Below are 19,032 nucleotides of genomic sequence, written 5' to 3'. Positions count from 1 at the left end.
GCCTCGGCGATCAGCTGCAGCGAGGAGGACTTGGGGATGAAGCCGGAGGCACCGTAGTCGATGGCACGGCGCACCACATGGGGCTCGTCGCTGCCCGAGACCACCGCCACCGGAATATCCGGGGTCTGGCCGCGCAGCTGGATGAGGCCCGAGAAGCCATGGGCCCCCGGCATGTGCAGGTCGAGCAGGATCAGGTCGGCGTCGGGGTGGCGGGTGACCACCTCGGCGGTGGCCTCCATGGTGTCGGACTCCACGATCTCAGCCTGGGGCGCCAGCTGACGCAGCGCCTGGGTGAGGGCTGCGCGGAACAGCGGATGGTCATCGGCGACGATGAATTTCTGGGCAAAGGCCATGGATTCTCCTCCGGTTCCTCTGGCAGCGGGTCGCGGACCGCCACGCGGGCTCTTCTGTCGTGAATCGCATGTTACCCCATGGCCGAGGCGATTCCCAAGCGCCACGGCCACATTGTCGACAACACTCCCGATGGCCGAAAAGAAGCCGGCCCATGGGGGCCGGCTCGTTGGGATCGGATGGCGACGAGCCAGGCTCGTCACCATGCCTCAGCGGTTGGCGCGATGCTCGATCAGCTCGTCCACCACGCTGGGATCCGCCAGGGTGCTGGTGTCGCCCAGGCCGTCGCACTCGTTGGCGGCGATCTTGCGCAGGATGCGGCGCATGATCTTGCCGGAGCGGGTCTTGGGCAGGCCCGGCGCCCACTGGATGACGTCCGGCGAGGCGATCGGGCCGATCTCCTTGCGCACCCACTGGGTGAGTTCCTTGCGCAGCTCGTCGGTGGGCTCCGCATCGTCGTTCAGGGTGACGTAGATGTAGATGCCCTGGCCCTTGATGTCGTGGGGGAAGCCCACCACGGCGGCCTCGGCCACTGCCTCATGGGCCACCAGCGCCGACTCGATCTCGGCGGTGCCCATGCGGTGGCCGGAGACGTTGATCACGTCATCGACGCGGCCGGTGATCCAGTAGTAGCCGTCCTCGTCGCGGCGGCAACCGTCGCCGGTGAAGTAGGCGCCCTTGTAGGTGGAGAAGTAGGTCTGGGTGAAGCGCTCGTGGTCGCCCCAGATGGAGCGTGCCTGGCCGGGCCAGGAGTCGGTGAGCACCAGGTTGCCGTCCACGGCGCCCTCGAGGGTGTTGCCCTCGCTGTCGAGCAGTGCCGGCTGCACGCCGAAGAACGGCAGGGTGGCGGAGCCCGGCTTGAGCGGCGTGGCGCCCGGCAGCGGCGCGATCATGATGCCGCCGGTCTCGGTCTGCCACCAGGTGTCGACGATCGGGCACTTCGAGTTGCCGATCACCCGGTAGAACCACTCCCAGGCCTCGGGGTTGATGGGCTCGCCCACCGAGCCGAGGATGCGCAGCGAGTCGCGCTGGCTGGAGTCCATGACGTTGTCGCCATGGGCCATCAGGGCGCGGATCGCCGTGGGGGCGGTGTAGAGGATGTTGACCTTGTGCTTGTCGACGATCTCGCCCATGCGGCCATGGCTCGGGTAGCTGGGCACGCCCTCGAACATCAGGGTGGTGGCGCCGTTAGCCAGCGGGCCATAGACGATGTAGCTGTGCCCGGTGACCCAGCCCACGTCGGCGGTGCACCAGTAGACCTCGCCCTCCTGGTAGTCGAAGACATACTGGTGGGTCAGGCTGGCGTAGACCAGGTAGCCGCCGGTGGTGTGCTTGAGGCCCTTGGGCGCGCCGGTGGAGCCGGAGGTGTAGAGGATGAAGAGCGGATCCTCGGCCTTCATCTCCTCGGCGGGGCAGTCGGTGGGCTGGCCGTCGACCTGCTCGTGGTACCAGAGGTCACGCCCCTCCTTCCACTCGATCTCACCACCGGTGCGCTTGACCACCAGCACCTTCTCGCACACCTCGGTGCCGTCGCGGGTCAGGGCGGCGTCGACGTTGTCCTTGAGGGGCACCTGCTTGCCGCCGCGCACGGACTCGTCGGCGGTGATCACCAGCTTGGACTTGGCACCGATGATGCGCTGGGCCAGGGCGTCCGGGGAGAAGCCGCCGAACACCACCGAGTGGACGGCGCCGATGCGCGCACAGGCCAGCATGGCCACCGCGGCCTCAGGGACCATCGGCATGTAGAGGGTGACCACGTCACCCTTCTTGACGCCCTGGGCCTTGAGCGCATTGGCCAGCTGGCAGGTGCGCTCATGCAGGTCGCGATAGCTGATGTGGGCGGCGTCGTTGGGGTCGTCGCCCTCCCAGATGATGGCGGTCTGGTCGCCACGCGTCTCCAGGTGGCGGTCGAGGCAGTTCACGCTGGCGTTGAGCGTGCCATCCTCGTACCAGCGGATGTCGACGTTGTGCGGGTCGAAGCTGGTGTGCTTGATCTTGCTCGGGAACTTGAACCAGTCGACGCGCTTGGCCTGCTCGCTCCAGAAGGCCTCTGGGTCGTCCACGGACTGCTGGTACATGGCCTGGTAGGTGTCCTTGTCGGCCCAGGCCTTGGCGGCGATGGCATCGCTCACCGGATAGACGTTCTGCTGTTCGCTCATGGAGTTGCCTCTGTCCTTGGGGTGGCCCCGTCAGATGGATGGAAACCGGCGACTTGATTAGGGTTGTTGACGCCGTCGGTGCCATGGGAAATGTGAAGCCAGCATAGCGCCTCGCGGCGCCACTTCCCCTTAGACATTGGTATGATCAAAATTCCTTTTTATAACAAAAGCTTAAGTCGTATTTTCGAGCACCGAATCGCCACGGTAGACCAAGGTCTCGGCACAGCGCCGACAGCGGTAGCGACGCCCCTGGCGGGCCAGGGCGTGGCGCCGCGGGGTGAAGGCGTGCTCCCGACAGCCGCAGGCGTAGCGGTGGGGAGCCGGGCTCGCCCGTCCGGTATCGAAACGGTGGGTGGTGGAAGGCGGAAGGCCGAAGAGGCGGCGCATCACCGTCTGCCACTCGCGGCCATGAGGCCGGGCCCGCCGGCCATCCGCCAGGTGGTGGACCAGCCAGTGGGCCATCTCGTGGGGCACCACCTCGACCAGGAAGGCCTCGCGGTTCTCGGCGTAGAGCACCGGGTTGAAGCGCAGCCCGCCGCGGCCGAAGTGGGCCTGGCCGGCGCTCTGCCCGCGCAGGTCGAGCCATACCCGGGGACGCGGCAGGTGGGGGTGCACCTCGCGACACAGCGCGTAGGCCGCCTCGACCCGCGCATGCAGGGCCTGCGCCAGGGCCTCCCGGTCGAGGGTGGCGAGGCGGTCGGGGTCGGGGGGCGGCAGCGCGGGTCGGGTCATGGGGTGCTAGAATGGCGCCAGCGTCGCCCGGCGACAAGCCCCGCCGTCGACGCCTCCATCCCGCCAGCGAGAGTGAGCGCTCCGATGTCTGACACCCCGCCGCCCGTCCCCCTGCTTGATGACGACGAGCTCGACCGCCTCGACGACTTCCTCGCCTCGGCGCGCGTGCCCGAGGACGCCCTGGACCTGATCGGCACCCACGGCTTCCTGGTGGCGCTGGCGGTGAGTCCCCGGGAGACGCTGCCGGCGGCCTGGGTGGCCGAGCTCTTCCAGGGGGAGCCCGCCTTCGCCGATGACGCCGAGCGCGAGGCGATCCTCGGCCTGCTGGAGAGGCTGCGCCACAATGCCATCGCGACCCTGGAGCAGGGCGGCCTGCCGGAGCTCCCCTTCGAGCTCACCCTCGACGGTCTCCCCGCCGAGGAGACCCCCATCGGCGACTGGTGCGCCGGCTTCATGGAGGGGGTCTTCCTCGATGAGCCAGCGTGGTTCGAGGAGGACGAGGAGGCCGCCGCCACCCTGCTGCTGCCCTTCATGGCGCTCTCCGGGCTCTTCGACGAGGAGCCGGACATGGCGGAGTTCGTCGCCGACGCCGCGCGTCTCGAGGCGCTGGTGCGCCAGCTCCCCGAGCTGGTGCTCGACCTCTACCTGCACTATCGGGTGCCGCCGGAGAGCCCCAAGCCCACCCCGCGCCGCAAGAAGCCCGCCGGTCACGGCAAGGGCAAGCGGTAAGCGCCGAACGCCGATGACCGGCGTGGCGCCGAATCGCTGATATACCGAGAATTTCCTGGCGGCTTGGCGCTAGCGTAACCGGGTGAGCACCCCGTCCAGGGTGCCGAAGAGCCACTCCCGCGCCCGCTGCCACAGCGACCGCCGCGCCCAGGCCGCGGGCTCGATCTCGCGGCTGGCGGCATAGTGGCGCTCGAACAGCGCAGCCACCTCACCGGCGAAACGGCGGTCCTCCACCTCCTGGTTGGCCTCCAGGTTCCAGTGCAGGCTCCAGTGATCGAAGTTGCAGGAACCGAGGCTCACCCAGTCGTCGGCCAGCGAGACCTTGGCGTGGATGAAGGTGGGCTGGAACTCGAAGATGCGCACCCCTGCCTTGAGCAGGCGGCCATAGAAGCGTTGGCCGGCATAGCGCACCCCGGGGTGGTCATGGCGCTCCCCGGGCAGCAGCAATCGCACGTCGATCCCGCGGCGCGCCGCCTGCACCAGGCGCCGACGCAGGGTCAGCGTGGGTGCGAAGTAGGGGGTGCAGAGCCAGAGTCGATGGCGTGCGGTGACCACCCGGCCGTGGAGCGAATGGCGGATCGCCTGGTAACGGTAGCCCTGGCCCCAGACGGCACGCCCGCGCATGCCGCGATAGCCCGCCGCCGGTCGAGCGGCGGTCGCCAGGCCATGCACCAGCCCCGTGGCGCCCTCGCCGCGGGTCAGCGGCGAATCCCACAGACGGCAGAACAGCCGGACCCAGTCGGCCACCACTGGCCCCTGGATGCGCACCGCCACCTCGTACCAGGCGTCGAGGAACTCGTCCACCGCGCCGAAGCCACCGGTGAAGGCGACCCGGCCATCCACCACCACCAGCTTGCGGTGGTCGCGGGTCAGGTTGCGCGCCAGGGAGTGCAGGCCCAGGGGATTGAAGAAGCGCAGCGCCACGCCCCCCGCCTGCAGCCGCTCACGATCGCGCCCGGCGAGCCCCATGGCGCCATAGCCGTCGAGCAGCAGCAGCACCGCCACCCCGCGCTCGGCGGCGCGCACCAGGGCATCGATCAGCGCCGAGGCGAGCCGCCCCGACTCCATCAGGTAGAGCTCGATCAGGATCGAGCCACGTGCCTGCTCGATGGCCTCGAACATCGCCGGCAGGAAGCGGCTGGCCTCCGGCAGCAGCTCGAAGTCGTTGCCTTCTCGCCAGATCCCGTGCATCCCTCGCCTCTCCGTCCGTCGTCGCCTGGCTCGGCGCCACCGCGCGCCGACTGACCCGGCGCCCTTCGACGACTATACTGGCACTCCCCTCCCTTTCCAGCACCCGGGGCAAACGGATGGCCTTGCTGCACTCCCTCACCGCGCCCCTGCGCGCCTCCATGAGCCGCCTCCTCGACGCCTGGGTGCGCCCGCGCCTGATCGAATCCGCGCCCCACGCCCTGGCTCTCGACCCCGACCAGGCGGTCGTCTACGTACTGCCCAGGCCCGCGCTGAGCGATACCTGGCTGCTGGCGGCCTTGACCCGCCGGCATGGCCTGCCCCTCGCCGCCGGCTCGGTACGCCTGGGCGAGCGACGCCTGCCCGGGGTGCTGGCCCTGCCGGCGACACGCCGCCGGCTGCTGGGCGGCAAGGCCCGGACCCGGCCGCCCTTCCAGGCGCTGGTCGAGGCGCTCGAGGCCGACCCCGAACTGGCGGTGCAGCTGGTGCCGGTGAGCGTCTTCTGGGGACGCGCCCCGGGCAAGCGCTTCGGCTTCTGGCGCCTGGTCGCCGCCGACAGCTGGCAGCTCACCGGGCGGCTGCGCCGGCTGCTCTCGATGCTGGTCAACCGCCGCAGCGTGGAGCTGCACTTCGGCGCCCCGCTGCCCCTGCGCGAGCTATGCGACGGCCGCGACCCAACACTCACCAACCGCAAGGCGGCGCGCCTGCTGCGGGTCCACTTCCGCCGCGTGCGCACGCGGGTGCTGGGCCCCGACCTCTCCCACCGCCGTACCCTGATCGAGGGGGTCGCGAAGAGCCCCGAGGTGCGCCGGGTGATCGACGAGCTGGCCGGCGAGGGGCGCCTGTCGCGGCCCCGCCTGCAGGGCCGCGCGCTGCGCTATGGCCGCGAGATCGCCTCCAACATGACCTACCCGGTGCTGCGCTTCCTCGACGGCCTGCTGCGGCGGCTGTGGAACCGGCTCTACGATGGCGTCGAGGTCCGCGGCCTGGCCGAGGTGAAGGCGCTGGCCGAGGATCACACCCTGGTCTATGTGCCCTGCCACCGCAGCCATATCGACTACCTGCTGCTCTCCTACGTACTCTACCAGGAGGGGCTGATGCCGCCGCATATCGCCGCCGGGCGCAACCTCGACATGCCACTGGTGGGGCCCCTGCTGCGCCGCGGCGGCGCCTTCTTCCTGCGTCGCAGCTTCCGCGACAACCGCCTCTACGCCACGGTGTTCAACGAGTACCTGCACCGGCTGATCGCCCGCGGCCATCCGCTGGAGTACTTCATCGAAGGCGGCCGCTCGCGCAGCGGACGCATGCTGCCGGCGCGCCCCGGCATGCTGGCGATGACCCTGCGCTCCTTCCTGCGCAGCCACGCCACCGGCCAGGCGCGCCCGCTGGCCTTCATCCCCGTCTACATCGGCTACGAGCGGGTGATCGAGAGCGCCAGCTACCAGCGGGAACTCCGCGGCGGCAGGAAACGCAAGGAGAGCCCCCTGGCGCTGCTGCGGGTAGTAAGGCATCTGCGCCAGCCCTTCGGCCGGGTCAGCGTCAATGTCGGCGAGCCGCTGGCGGTGGCCCCCTACCTGGACGCGACGCTAGGTGAGGCGTGGCGCCGCGACGGCGAGGAGCGCCCCGCATGGCTGGCTGACATGGTGCCACGCCTGGGAGAGACGCTGTGCCGGCGCATCAACGCCGCCGCCGCTCTCAACCCGGTCAACCTGGTCGCCCTGGTGCTGCTGGCCACCTCCCACCACGCCATCGAGGAGCGCCTGATGGAGCGCCAGCTCGCGCTGCTGGCGGCGCTGCAGCGGCGACTGCCCGGCAGCACGCGGGTCAGCCTGCCGGAGGGCGAGCCACCGGCGTGGATCGCCCAGGCCCTGGCGCTGGGCATGATCCAGCGCCGCGAGCAGCCGCTGGGCGACATCCTGCTGGCCGACGCCGGCCAGGCCGGCCGGCTGGGGTGGTACCGCAACAACGTGCTGCACCTCTTCGCCCTGGCCGGCCTCACCGCCTTCGCCTTCCACCACCAGCCGGCGCATCGCCTGGAGGCGCTGACCGAGCTGCTGGCACCGGGCTGGCCGATCCTGGCACGCGAGCTGATGGTGGCCCCGCCGGCCTCGTTGCGCCAGGCGCTGGCGGCGATGCTCGACACGCTGGTGGCCCTGGGGCTGCTGGTGCCGGACGGCGACGCCGGCTGGCGGCGGCCCGAGGACGACATCGAGGCCGGCGAGTGCCTGGACCTGCTGGGCCAGCTGATGCAGCCCTCCCTGGAGCGCGGCTACCTGCTGCTCGCGGTGCTGCTGGACGCCGGGCCGGCGCGCCTCGGCGCCGAGGCACTGGCCGAGCGCAGCCGCCAACTCGCCGAGCGCCTCGCCCTGCTCTCGGGGCTCGACTCCCCGGAGTTCTTCGACAGCCGGCTCTTCGTCGGCCTGGTGGACGGTCTCGAGCAGCAGGGGTGGCTATGGCGGGACGCCGAGGGGCGGCTGGTCTTCGACGCGCAGCTGAGCGAGGCGGCGAAGCGCTCGCGGCGGCTGTTCGACCCGGCGCTGCGCCACCGGCTGCAGCTGGTGACCCACCGCGAGGCGGATCACCCCGCCGTCAGCGAGCGGTGCACATAGAGGTCGTAGCGGCTGGTCTTGCCCTCGAGCACATGGCGCGGCGCCGGCCCCGCGATGGGCGGTGCCTTGCGCGGGCGCTTGACCACCACCCGGTGGGTCGCCACGTCCAGGGCCGCCTCCAGCAGGCGCGGGGCATCGGCGTCGTCGCCGGCCAGGGTGCGGAAGAGCCGCATCTCCTTCTTGACCAGCGCCGACTTCTCGCGATGGGGAAACATCGGGTCCAGGTGCACCACCTGGGGCGGGAAGGCCGCCGCGGCCACCAGGGCCTCGAGCTCGCGGGCCGCGTCGCCCCACGCCAGGCGCATGCGCGCGGCGACCTGCGCCGTCTCGGCGTCCGCCCGGGCCCGCGCCAGGCCATCCTCGAGCAGGGCGAAGATCGCCGCCACCCGCTCCACCAGCAGCACCTCGGCCCCCAGACTCGCCAACACGAAGGCGTCGCGCCCCAGCCCCGCGGTGGCGTCCACCACGCAGGGCGTCACCCCCCTGGCGAGGCCGCAGGCACGCGCCACCAGCTGGCCACGCCCCCCGCCGAAGCGGCGGCGATGGGCGGCGCGGCCGGCGGTGAAGTCTACCGCCAGCGGATGACCGTAGCGCCTCTCGTCGCCGGCCAGCACCAGGCGCCCCTCGCGACGCGCCAGGGTCAGCTCGGCCTCGGCCTCCAGGGGCAGGCCGAGCCGCTCGGCGAGCGCCGCCAGCGCCTGCCCCTGCACCGCCACCGGGGCACTCACCTGGCCTTCTTCCACGCCACTTCGTTGCGCAGGTAGACCGGCTGGGCGAGATGCGCCGGCTGGCCACCGCCGTCCTCGAACGTCGCCATGGCGAGCAGCGCCATGTCGGCGGCGTCCGCCTCCACCTCGGGCAGGTGCTGGCCGAGCTCGGCCTGCACCTCGGCGGGCATGCGCTCGAGCAGCGTCCAGCCGGAGCCCACCCCGACCCAGTCGTGGTCATCATGCCCCGACGGCAGGCGCAGGCGCTCCGGTGCCATCACCGCCTCGTCCAGCAGCCGCTCCGGGCGAGCGCCGGTGCACTGCCAGGCGGCGACGTAGATCTCGCCCATGCGCGCGTCCAGGGCGGTGACCAGCCAGCGGAAGTGGTGCCGGCGGTGGGCACCCAGTGCCAGGGCCGCCAGGGTGGAGACACCGACCAGCGGGCGGTCGAGGCCGTAGGCGAGCCCCTGGGCGGCGCCGGCGGCGATGCGCAGGCCGGTGAAGGAGCCGGGGCCATGGCCGTAGGCGATGGCGTCGAGCTCGGCGGGCGCCACCCCGGCCTCGGCCAGCACCTCGTCAACCATGGGCAGCAGGCGCCGGGTGTGCTCGCGGGGGGTCAGCGCGAAGCGGGAGAGCAGTTCGTCGTCGGCGCCGAGGCGCCGCCGCAGCAGCGCGGCGGAGCAGGCGCTCGACGAGGCATCCAGGGCCAGCAGGATCGACATGGCAATACCATCCGGGAAAAACGGGCGGACATTATACGTGGCCGGGCCCCGAACGACGATGGCCCGCTCGAGGCGGGCCATCCGAGTGGAAGCGCTGGCGTAACTCCGAGGGGCGCCGGGGACAGGCCTGGAGGGGTTCACCGCGCCCCCGCTCAGGCATGTCGCCGGGCAAGCCCCTGCGAACAGGGCTCGATCAGCCCTCCAGGGCCTTGAGCACCCGCCTCTTGATATCGTCGACGCTGCCGATGCCCTCGACGCGATGGTAGGCCGGCGCGGCCTCGGGGTCCTGCTCGGCCCAGGCCTGGTAGTAGTCGACCAGCGGCGCGGTCTGCTCGTGGTAGACCGCCAGGCGGTTGCGCACGGTGGACTCGCGGTCGTCGTCGCGCTGGATCAGCGCCTCGCCGGTGACGTCGTCCTTGCCGGCCTCCTTGGGCGGGTTGTGGTCGACGTGGTAGACCCGGCCGGAGCCCGGGTGCACGCGGCGACCGGCCAGGCGGTTGACGATCTCCTCGTCGTCCACGGCGATCTCCAGCACGTGGTCCAGCTTCACCCCGGCCTCCTTCATGGCATCGGCCTGGGGAATGGTGCGCGGGAAGCCGTCGAACAGGAAGCCGTTGGCGCAGTCGGGCTGGGCGATGCGCTCCTTGACCAGGTCGATGATGATGTCGTCGGAGACCAGCCCGCCGCTGTTCATGATCTCCTTGACCTTGACGCCCAGCTCGCTGCCCTCCTTGACGGCGGCACGCAGCATGTCGCCGGTGGAGATCTGCGGGATGTTGAAACGCTCGCAGATGAACTGGGCCTGGGTGCCCTTGCCGGCACCGGGGGGGCCCAACAGGATCAAACGCATGATCGAGTCCTCGTGGTCAAGTGGTTGTCAGTAATGAAGAAATCGTGGGTGGTGAACGATAACCGCGGCCCGGGACCAGCACAAGCGCCACCCCCTTCCCCACTCCCGCCGAGGCACGAAAACGTCTTGCATTTCAACGCTCTCGCCCCGTGTTGCACTTTGGTCTTGGCGCACCGTGCCGGGCCGAAAATGACGACGGCGCCCCGCGGGGCGCCGTCGTCCGGGCAGGGGCTAGCCTGGCCCTAGAGCAGCAGTCGACGGATGTCGGTGAGCAGCTGCCCCAGCAGCGCGGTGAAGCGCGCCGCGTCGGCCCCGTTGACCGCGCGGTGGTCGTAGGAGAGCGACAGCGGCATCATCAGCCGGGGCTGGAAGGTCGCGCCGTCCCACACCGGCTTCATCGACGCCTTGGAGACGCCGAGGATGGCGACCTCCGGGGCATTGACGATGGGGGTGAAGGCGGTGCCACCGATGGAACCCAGGCTGGAGATGGTGAAGCAGCCGCCGGTCATCTCCTCGCGCTTGAGCTTCTTCGACTGCGCCTTCTTGGCCAGCTCCACGGATTCCTTGGCGAGGTCGATCAGCGACTTCTTGTCGGCGTCGCGGATCACCGGCACCATCAGGCCGTCCGGGGTGTCCACGGCGATGCCGATGTGCACGTACTTCTTGTGCACCACCGTCTCGCCGTCGCTCTTCAGGCTGACGTTGAACTGCGGGTACTGGCGCAGGGCGTAGGCGCACGCCTTGATCAGGAAGGGCAGCGGCGTGAGCTTGGCGCCTTGGGCCTCCGCCTCGGCCTTCATGGACTTGCGGAAGGCCTCCAGCTCGGTGATGTCCGCCTCGTCGAACTGGGTGACATGGGGCAGGTTGACCCAGCTGCGGTGCAGGTTGGTGGCGCCCATCTTCATCAGGCGCCCCATGGGCTTCTCTTCCACCTCGCCGAACTGGCTGAAGTCCTGATCAGGGATCGGCGGGATGCCGGAACCGGCCGCCGCGGACGCGCCAGGGGCGGCCTGGGCCTTGCCCTGGTTGGCCATCACCTGCTTGACGTAGGCGTGGACGTCTTCCTTGAGCACGCGCTGCTTGGGACCGCTGGGCGGGACCTGAGTCAGGTCGACGCCGAGCTCCCGGGCCAGCATGCGCACCGCCGGGCCGGCATGGACCAGCTTGCCCTCACGGGGCTTGTAGGACGCCATCTCGGCCTCGGGACTCGGGGTGCCGGCCGGAGTCGGAGCGGGCTTCTCGGCCTGGGGCTTACCTGCCTGAGACGCTTCGGCCGGCTTCCCGCTCGCCTTGCCGCCGCTCGAGGCGGGCGCGGGGGCGGCGCCGGCGGTCTCGATGACGCCGATCAGGTCACCCTCGGAGACGCTGTCGCCCTCCTTGACGGCGAGCTCCACCAGCCGGCCCTTGTGGGGGCTCGGCACATCCATGGAGGCCTTGTCGGACTCCAGGGTGATCAGCGGCGTCTCCTCCTCGACCTCGTCGCCCTCGGCCACGGCCAGTTCGATGATCGGCACGTCGCTGGCGCCGCCCAGGTCCGGCACCCGGACCTCATGACGCTGCGGCTCGCCGCCGCCCTGGGGGGCGGGCTCTGGCTCGGACTCGGCAGCCGCCTGGGGCTCGCTCGCCGTGGACGCGGGGGCCTGCTGTGCCTCGCCGCCCTCGTCGGTGATCTCCATGGTGCCGATCAGGTCGCCCTCGGAGACGGTGTCCCCCTCCTTCACGGCCAGGGAGACCAGCCTGCCGGCATGGGGGCTCGGCACGTCCATGGAGGCCTTGTCCGACTCCAGGGTGATCAGCGCTGCCTCGAGGTCAACCTCATCGCCCTCGGCCACCGAGACCTCGATCACCTCGACGTCGCTGTCGCCGCCGAGGTCGGGCACGGTGATCTCCACGGTGCGCTTGCCGCCGCCGCCCTTGGCCGCCGGGGTCTCGGCGGCGGGCTGCGGGGCCTTCTCGGGCGCCGGTGCGGCCTTCTCCTCGGCCTGGTCCGCCGCCGGCGCGGCGTCGCCGTCGCCCTCGATCTCGAGTTCGACGATGTCGTCACCCTCGGAGACGGTGTCGCCCTCCTTCACCAGCACCTTGACCACCTTGCCGCCCTTGGGCGAGGGCACGTCCATGCTGGCCTTGTCGGATTCCAGCGTGATCAGGGTGTCCTCGGCGTCGATGACGTCGCCTTCCGACACCGCGATCTCGATGATCTCCACATCGGTATCGCCGCCGATGTCCGGTACTTTGATGATTTCGCTACTCAAGGTCGCGCTCCTTCCAAATCGTGCCTGGAGGGGGCGGGCACGGGCCCGCCCCACCGGATCAGTCGGTCAGCGGATTCGGCTTGGCCGGATCGATGTTGTACTTCGCCAGCGCCTCGCCGATCACCTTGCGATCGAGCTCGCCGCGCTCGGCGAGCGCCTTGAGGGCGGCCACGGCGACGAAACGGCGATCCACCTCGAAGAACTCGCGCAGCTTCTCGCGGGTGTCGGAGCGGCCGAAGCCGTCGGTCCCCAGCACGTGGTAGTCGGTGGGCACCCAGGCACGCACCTGGTCGGCGAACAGGCGCATGTAGTCGGTGGCGGCGACCGCCGGCCCCTGGCGACCCTCCAGGCAGCGGGTGACGTGGGGCTTGCCCGGCTCGGCCTCAGGGTTCAGGAAGGCCTCGCGATCCAGGCCCAGCGCCTCGCGACGCAGCTCGCTGAAGCTCGGCACGCTCCAGATGTCGGCGCCCACGCCCCAGTCCTCGCGGAGCAGCTCGGCGGCGGCCTCGACCTCGCGCAGGATGGTGCCGGAGCCCATCAGCTGCACCCGGGCCTTGTCACCCTGGGTCTCGCGCAGCAGGTACATGCCCTTGATGATGTCGTCGGCGGGCACCTCCTCCAGCTCGGGGTGCTCGTAGTTCTCGTTCATCACCGTCAGGTAGTAGAAGCAGGGCTCCTTGTCGACGAACATCCGGGTCAGGCCGCTCTGCACGATCACCGCCAGCTCGTGGGCATAGGTGGGGTCGTAGGTGCGGCAGTTGGGGATGGTAGAGGCCTGCAGGTGGCTGTGGCCATCCTGGTGCTGCAGGCCCTCGCCGTTGAGGGTGGTGCGGCCCGCGGTGCCGCCGACCAGGAAGCCGCGCGCCTGCAGGTCGCCGGCCGCCCAGGCCAGGTCGCCGATGCGCTGGAAGCCGAACATCGAGTAGTAGATGTAGAAGGGCAGCAGCGGCAGGCCGTGGTTGGCGTAGGAGGTGGCCGCGGCGATCCACGAGGACATCGCTCCCGCCTCGGTGATGCCCTCCTCGAGTACCTGGCCGGCCTTGTCCTCGCGATAGAACATCAGCTGGCCCTTGTCCATGGGCTCGTACTTCTGGCCCTCGGAGGTGTAGATGCCGAGCTGGCGGAACATGCCCTCCATGCCGAAGGTCCGCGCCTCGTCGGGGACGATGGGCACCACCTGCTTGCCGAAGCTCTTGTGCTTGACCAGGCCGTTGAGCACCCGCACGAAGGCCATGGTGGTGGAGACCTCGCGGCCCTTGGAGCCGCCCATCTGGCTGGCGAATATCTTGTCATCGAGGCCCGGGATCTCCAGCGCCTCGAAGTCGTGCTGGCGCGCCGGCAGGTAGCCGCCCAGCCGCTCGCGCTGGAGATGCATGTACTTCATCTCCGGCGTGTCGTCGGCCGGCTTGTAGTAGGGCATGTCATGCTCGATCTCCTCGTCGGAGATCGGGATGCCGAAGCGGTCGCGGAAGCGCTTGAGCACCTCGGGATCGTCGATGGACTTGACCTGGTGGGCCTCGTTGTCGGCCTCGCCGCCGTCGGCACCCAGGCCGTAGCCCTTGACGGTATGCGCCAGCACCACGGTGGGACGCCCGTTGGCGTTGTTCACCGCCTGGTGATAGGCCGCGTAGACCTTGAACGGGTCATGGCCGCCGCGGTTGAGCTTCCAGATGTCCTCGTCGGAGAGGTCCTTGACCATCTCGGCGGTCTCCGGGTACTTACCGAAGAAGTTCTCCCGGGTATAGGCGCCGCCGTTAGCCTTGCAGTTCTGGTACTCGCCATCGACGGTCTCGTCCATGAGCTTCTGCAGGACGCCCTTCTTGTCCTTCTCGAAGAGCGGATCCCACAGGCGGCCCCAGACTACCTTGATGACGTTCCAGCCGGCGCCGCGGAAGACGCCCTCCAGCTCGTCCATGATGCGCGAGTTGCCGCGCACCGGACCGTCGAGGCGCTGCAGGTTGCAGTTGATCACGAAGATCAGGTTGTCGAGCTTCTCGCGGCTGGCCAGGTGGATGGCGCCCAGGGACTCCGGCTCGTCACACTCGCCGTCGCCCATGAAGCACCAGATCTTGCGGTCCTGCATCGGCTGCAGGTCACGCTGGTCCAGGTACTTCATGACGTGGGCCTGGTAGATGGCCATGATCGGGCCCAAGCCCATGGAGACCGTGGGCAGCTGCCAGAAGTCGGGCATCAGCCAGGGGTGCGGGTAGGACGAGAGCCCGTTGCCGTCGACCTCCTGGCGGTAGTTGTCCATCTGCTCCTCGGTCAGGCGCCCCTCGAGGAAGGCACGGGCGTAGATGCCCGGGGAGCTGTGGCCCTGGATGAACACCAGGTCGCCCTGGAAGTCACCGTTGGGGGCACGGAAGAAGTGGTTGAAGCCCACCTCGTAGAGGGTGGCGCTGGACATGTAGCTGGCCAGGTGGCCGCCGATGCCCTTGTGCTTGCGGTTGGCGCGGGTCACCATCGCCGCCATGTTCCAGCGGATCATGGAACGGATCTTGCGCTCCATGAAGAGGTCGCCGGGCATCGGCGCCTCGCGGTGCACCGGGATGGTGTTGCGGTGCGGCGTGGTCGCCGAGAAGGGGGGCTGGGTACCGTCGCGGCGCAGGCGGTCGGCCAGGCGCGTGAGCAGGAACCGGGCGCGCTCCTCGCCCTCATGATCCAGAACCGACTCGAGGGATTCCAGCCACTCTTCGGTCTCGACCGGATCGAGATCCTCTCTTGCCTCCAGACTCATAGACGTCTCTCCGAATGACGATGGGATGTCGTGTGCTCGCTGAGCGGGCAGCAGGCGCCCTCTCGCCAGAGAGGCAGCACGCCGCATGACAACGTTGTAATTTTCCTACAGGACGGGCGCCGGACGCACCGTTTCTGCGTGGAAGATACCGTATATGCCCCGCCCTGCCAATTCAACAAGGATTGGAATTATTTTCCACAAACAAGATATTGCACCGCAGCGCAAGGGCTTGCGAGGCACCGGGCAAGATGATTCCGACCAAGGTCAAGGGGTTGTAAGTAAACTACCGTTTCAAGCAAGCGAGCGGCCTGCGTCAGCCCGGCGCCGGCTGCGTGGCCAGGCGCTGCCGCCAGTAGGCCCAGTCGAAGGCCGGCCCGGGGTCGGACTTGCGCAGCGGCGCCACCTCGGCATGGCCGGCGATGCGCGTGGCATCGAGGGCGGGATAGGCGGCGAGGAGCGCGCCAGCGACCTCGGCCAGGCGCTCGTACTGGGCGGCGGTATAGGGCGAGACCTCGTCGCCCTCCAACTCGATGCCGATGGCGAAGTCGTTGAGGGCGGTTCTCCAGCGCTTGCCGTCGTGCCAGCGGGAGCGCCCGGCGTGCCAGGCGCGGCGCTGGAAGGGCACGAACTGCACGCACTCGCCGTCGCGGCGGATCAACAGGTGGGCCGAGACCCGCAGCCCCTGGATGGCGGCGAAGAAGGGGTGTGCCGACGGGTCGAGGCGGTTGGTGAAGAGGCGCTCGATGGCATCCCCGCCGAACACCCCCGGCGGCAGGCTGATGGAGTGCAGCAGCAGCAGCGATACCTCGCCATCCGGGCGCGCGTCGCAGTTGGGCGAGGGCACCCGCCGCGCCCCCGCCAGCCAGCCCTGTTCGATCACCATGCGCCTCCCCTGACGTGATTCGAGTGGATTGCCTATAATGGGCGCCCCCGGCCGGCTCGGCCACCCCACCTCGACCCGTGAGGCAACGCATGCACTACCAGGACGCCCTAGCCGAAGAGATCCGCGACGCCGCCGCCCGCCTGCTGGCCGAGGATGTCGGCCCCGGTGACATCACCGCCGGGCTGATCCCCGCCGAGCAGCACGCCCGGGCCCGGGTCATCACCCGCGAGGCCTGCGTGCTGTGCGGGGTGGCCTGGGTCGACGAGCTGTTCCGGCGCCTGGATCCCACGGTGGCCCTGCGCTGGCAGGCTGCCGACGGCGACCGCCTGGAGGCGGGCCAGGCCTTCCTCGAGCTCGAGGGCTCGGCACGCAGCCTGCTGACCGGCGAGCGCGCCGCGCTCAACCTGCTGCAGACCCTCTCCGCCACCGCCACCCGCACCCGCCACTACGTCGACCTGATCGGAGACACCGGGGTGCGCCTGCTGGATACCCGCAAGACCCTGCCCGGCCTGCGCCTGGCCCAGAAGTACGCGGTGGCCTGCGGCGGGGGACACAACCACCGTCTCGGCCTGTGGGACGCCTTCTTGATCAAGGAGAACCATATCGCCGCCTGCGGCGGCATCGCCGCGGCGGTGCAGGAGGCCCGCGATATCGCCCGCGACCTGCCGGTAGAGGTGGAGGTGGAGACCTTCGAGGAGCTGGAGCAGGCGCTGGCCGCCGGGGCCGACGTGATCATGCTCGACAACTTCGGCCTTGACGAGCTGCGCGAGGCGGTGCGCCGCGGCGCCGGCCGCGCGACCCTGGAGGCCTCCGGCAACGTCGACGAGACCACCCTGCGTGCCATCGCCGAGACCGGCGTCGACTGCATCTCCAGCGGCGCCCTGACCAAGGACGTCAAGGCGATCGACCTCTCCATGCGCCTGCTGGACTGAGACGGATCGACCGGGCGCCGGCGGGAGGCGCCCTCAGGTCTCCAGCGCCTCCAGGCGCTTCTCCAGGCGGTGGCGCGGCAGCCGCTCGCCGCCGCGCTCGACCCACTCCTGCCCCAGGTCGCGCCAGCCGCGGCGCACCAGCCCCTCGGCCAACAGCAGGCTCGCCTCGATGCTGGCCCGCCCCACGCCCTGCTCTACCAGCAGCCGCTCGGCGTGGATCAGCAGGGTCGCGCCGATCCCGCGACGCGCCAGCGACGGCCAGACATAGAGGGTCACGATGCGCCCTCGGGCCGGCTCGAGCTCCAGGAAGCCCACGCAGCGCCCGTCGCAGTCCGCCACCAGGGTGGTGTAGAGCGCCTGGCGCGCCGCCCAAGCGCTGGCATCGCGGGGCAGCGCCGAGACCCAGGCCTCGCGCTGGGCCACGCTGTAGTGGGCCATGGCGCCCTGCATGACGGCGTGGTGGAAGACCTCGGCCTGGTCGGCGGCGTCACGCGCCCGCGCCTCGCGATAGCGGATGCGTGCGCCGGGCCGTGCCGCGGCCTGGCCGGCGTCCGCGTTGAGGGTGTCGTTCATGGGGAGGTCTCCTGCCGGGGTGTTGGCGAGAGCCTACACAAGGGCGCCGGTCCCGCCAACCGGCCTCGCCGCCGCAGCGGGCGGCAGGCATAATGCCCACCATGAGCGCCCCTGCCCCCCTTCACGAGATCACACTGTCGCCCATCGGCGTCATCGAGAGCGACTTCCCCGACAAGTTCGGCGTGCCCCGCCAGCCGGGGCTCGCCCCCTCGGCGCGCGCCACGCTCCGGCTGCTGCCGCCCTACGACGACCCGCTGGCGGTCCGCGGCCTGGAGACGTTCAGCCACCTGTGGCTTACCTTCCTGTTCCATCAGAGCCCCGAGCGCTGGACCCCGCTGGTGCGCCCGCCGCGCCTCGGCGGCAACCGCAAGGTCGGCGTCTTCGCCAGCCGCAGCACCCATCGCCCCAACCGCCTGGGGCTCTCCCTGGTGGAGCTCCTCGCGGTCGACCTCGGCGACGGGGTCAGGCTGACCCTGGCCGGCACCGACCTGGTGGGCGGCACTCCCGTGCTGGACATCAAGCCCTACCTGCCCTGGGCCGAGGCGCGACCCGAGGCCCGCGGCGGCTTCGCCCCCGAGGCGCCGCCCCGGCTGCCGGTAGGCTTCACCGCGGCGGCCGAGACGGCGCTGGCCGCGCGCGAGGACGCCGCCTCGCTGCGCACGCTGATCATCGAGGTACTGGCCCAGGACCCGCGGCCGGCCTATCGCCGCGGCGACGAGGCACGCCCCTACGGGGTGCGCCTGCGCGACGTCGACGTGCGTTTCCGCACCCTCACCGACGAGGCGGGTATCACGCGCCTCGAGGTGGTGGAGATCGCTACGCCCTGACGCGACCAGGGGCCCCGCAGGGCCCCCGGTGATGAAGCGCCAAGCCCCGCAAGGCTCAGTCGAAATCGATGCCGATGCGGCGGCCCACCTCCTCGTAGGCCTCGATCACGCCGCCCAGCCCCTGGCGGAAGCGGTCCTTGTCGAGCTTCTCGCGGCTCTTGGCATCCCACAGCCGGCAGCCGTCCGGGGAGAACTCGTCGCCGAGCACGATCTGGCCCTGGAAGAGGCCGAACTCCAGCTTGTAGTCCACCAGCAGCAGGCCGCCGTCGGCGAAGAGTTGCTTGAGCACGGCGTTGACCTTGAAGGTGAGCGCCTTCATCTCGGCCAGCTGCTCGGGGGTCGCCCAACCGAAGGTCTCGGCCAGCGACTCGTTGATCATCGGGTCGTGCAGGGCGTCGTTCTTAAGGAACAGCTCGAAGGTGGGCGGGTTCAGCTCCTGCCCCTCGGCGACGCCCAGACGCTTGACCAGGCCGCCGGCGGCGAGGTTGCGCACCACGCACTCCACCGGGATCATCTCGAGCCGCTTGACCAGGCTCTCGGTGTCGGAGAGGCGCTTCTCGAAGTGGGTGGGCACGCCGGCCTCGGCGAGCGTCTCCATGATGAAGGCGTTGAAGCGGTTGTTGACCATGCCCTTGCGGTCCAACGACTCCATGCGCTCGCCGTCGAAGGCACTGGTGTCATCGCGGAACTGCAGTATCACGCGATCGGGGTCATCGGTGGCGAAGACCGACTTGGCCTTGCCGGCGTAGAGTTCTTGACGCTTTTCCATGGCAGCCTCCGG

Annotated in this window: 16 protein-coding genes; 4 read left to right on the top strand and 12 right to left on the bottom strand. The window is 70.2% G+C overall.

Annotation, left to right across the window (positions count from 1 at the left end):
* From Q673_RS30585 to Q673_RS30575, 3 genes are all read right to left on the bottom strand, one after another.
* A partial coding sequence (locus tag Q673_RS30585) for a response regulator (protein WP_023006549.1) occupies positions 1-353 on the bottom strand: 353 nt, incomplete at its 3' end.
* Positions 354-560: 207 nt separating this feature from the next.
* Positions 561-2,510 (bottom strand): acetate--CoA ligase, encoded by a 1,950-nt coding sequence (acs, locus tag Q673_RS30580; RefSeq protein ID WP_023006548.1) that lies wholly within the window; start codon positions 2,508-2,510, stop codon positions 561-563.
* A 171-nt stretch (positions 2,511-2,681) separates the two neighbouring features.
* Positions 2,682-3,242, bottom strand: coding sequence for a SprT family zinc-dependent metalloprotease (locus Q673_RS30575; protein ID WP_023006547.1), 561 nt, complete (start codon positions 3,240-3,242; stop codon positions 2,682-2,684).
* An 84-nt stretch (positions 3,243-3,326) separates the two neighbouring features.
* Here Q673_RS30575 and Q673_RS30570 point away from each other — a divergent pair, with 84 nt between their 5' ends.
* Entirely contained in the window at positions 3,327-3,971 is a 645-nt protein-coding gene (locus Q673_RS30570; RefSeq protein WP_023006546.1) for a YecA/YgfB family protein, read from the top strand.
* Positions 3,972-4,040: 69 nt separating this feature from the next.
* Here Q673_RS30570 and Q673_RS30565 read toward each other — a convergent pair whose 3' ends face one another.
* Complete coding sequence (locus Q673_RS30565; protein WP_023006545.1) at positions 4,041-5,162, bottom strand: phospholipase D-like domain-containing protein; 1,122 nt, start codon at positions 5,160-5,162, stop codon at positions 4,041-4,043.
* Positions 5,163-5,278: 116 nt separating this feature from the next.
* Between Q673_RS30565 and plsB the strand changes: the two genes are divergently transcribed.
* On the top strand, positions 5,279-7,768 hold the full coding sequence (gene plsB, locus Q673_RS30560) for a glycerol-3-phosphate 1-O-acyltransferase PlsB (protein ID WP_081712046.1): 2,490 nt from the start codon (positions 5,279-5,281) through the stop codon (positions 7,766-7,768).
* On the opposite strand, the gene Q673_RS30555 is transcribed toward plsB, so the two are convergent.
* From Q673_RS30555 to ampD, 6 genes are all read right to left on the bottom strand, one after another.
* Positions 7,738-8,436, bottom strand: a complete 699-nt coding sequence (locus tag Q673_RS30555; protein ID WP_052004261.1) for a class I SAM-dependent methyltransferase — start codon at positions 8,434-8,436, stop codon at positions 7,738-7,740. The two genes, plsB and Q673_RS30555, sit on opposite strands and share 31 nt — an antisense overlap.
* A gap of 56 nt (positions 8,437-8,492) precedes the next feature.
* Positions 8,493-9,197 carry a tRNA (adenosine(37)-N6)-threonylcarbamoyltransferase complex dimerization subunit type 1 TsaB gene (gene tsaB, locus Q673_RS30550; protein WP_023006542.1) on the bottom strand — a complete coding sequence of 235 codons (705 nt, stop codon included), beginning with the start codon at positions 9,195-9,197 and terminating at the stop codon, positions 8,493-8,495.
* 193 nt (positions 9,198-9,390) lie between these two features.
* Complete coding sequence (gene adk, locus Q673_RS30545) at positions 9,391-10,047, bottom strand: adenylate kinase (protein ID WP_023006541.1); 657 nt, start codon at positions 10,045-10,047, stop codon at positions 9,391-9,393.
* A 242-nt stretch (positions 10,048-10,289) separates the two neighbouring features.
* A complete protein-coding gene (gene aceF, locus Q673_RS30540) occupies positions 10,290-12,299 on the bottom strand; it encodes a pyruvate dehydrogenase complex dihydrolipoyllysine-residue acetyltransferase (protein WP_023006540.1) in 2,010 nt (669 codons plus the stop codon).
* Positions 12,300-12,357: 58 nt separating this feature from the next.
* Positions 12,358-15,036, bottom strand: a complete 2,679-nt coding sequence (gene aceE, locus Q673_RS30535; protein WP_023006539.1) for a pyruvate dehydrogenase (acetyl-transferring), homodimeric type — start codon at positions 15,034-15,036, stop codon at positions 12,358-12,360.
* A 313-nt stretch (positions 15,037-15,349) separates the two neighbouring features.
* On the bottom strand, positions 15,350-15,919 hold the full coding sequence (ampD, locus tag Q673_RS30530; protein WP_023006538.1) for a 1,6-anhydro-N-acetylmuramyl-L-alanine amidase AmpD: 570 nt from the start codon (positions 15,917-15,919) through the stop codon (positions 15,350-15,352).
* An 89-nt stretch (positions 15,920-16,008) separates the two neighbouring features.
* Here ampD and nadC point away from each other — a divergent pair, with 89 nt between their 5' ends.
* A complete protein-coding gene (gene nadC / locus Q673_RS30525) occupies positions 16,009-16,851 on the top strand; it encodes a carboxylating nicotinate-nucleotide diphosphorylase (protein ID WP_023006537.1) in 843 nt (280 codons plus the stop codon).
* Positions 16,852-16,884: 33 nt separating this feature from the next.
* Here the strand turns inward: nadC and Q673_RS30520 are convergent, their stop codons facing one another.
* Positions 16,885-17,424, bottom strand: a complete 540-nt coding sequence (locus Q673_RS30520) for a GNAT family N-acetyltransferase (protein ID WP_023006536.1) — start codon at positions 17,422-17,424, stop codon at positions 16,885-16,887.
* A gap of 101 nt (positions 17,425-17,525) precedes the next feature.
* On the opposite strand from Q673_RS30520, the gene tsaA reads away from it, so the two are divergent.
* Positions 17,526-18,251, top strand: coding sequence for a tRNA (N6-threonylcarbamoyladenosine(37)-N6)-methyltransferase TrmO (gene tsaA, locus Q673_RS30515; RefSeq protein WP_031218380.1), 726 nt, complete (start codon positions 17,526-17,528; stop codon positions 18,249-18,251).
* Positions 18,252-18,306: 55 nt separating this feature from the next.
* On the opposite strand, the gene purC is transcribed toward tsaA, so the two are convergent.
* A complete protein-coding gene (purC, locus tag Q673_RS30510; RefSeq protein WP_023006534.1) occupies positions 18,307-19,020 on the bottom strand; it encodes a phosphoribosylaminoimidazolesuccinocarboxamide synthase in 714 nt (237 codons plus the stop codon).
* Positions 19,021-19,032: the final 12 nt, after the last annotated feature.

This window comes from Halomonas sp. PBN3 (assembly GCF_000475415.1).
Taxonomy (GTDB): domain Bacteria; phylum Pseudomonadota; class Gammaproteobacteria; order Pseudomonadales; family Halomonadaceae; genus Halomonas; species Halomonas shengliensis.
Note: the sequence above shows the minus strand (reverse complement) of the source record. Positions and strands in the feature narration are given on the sequence as shown.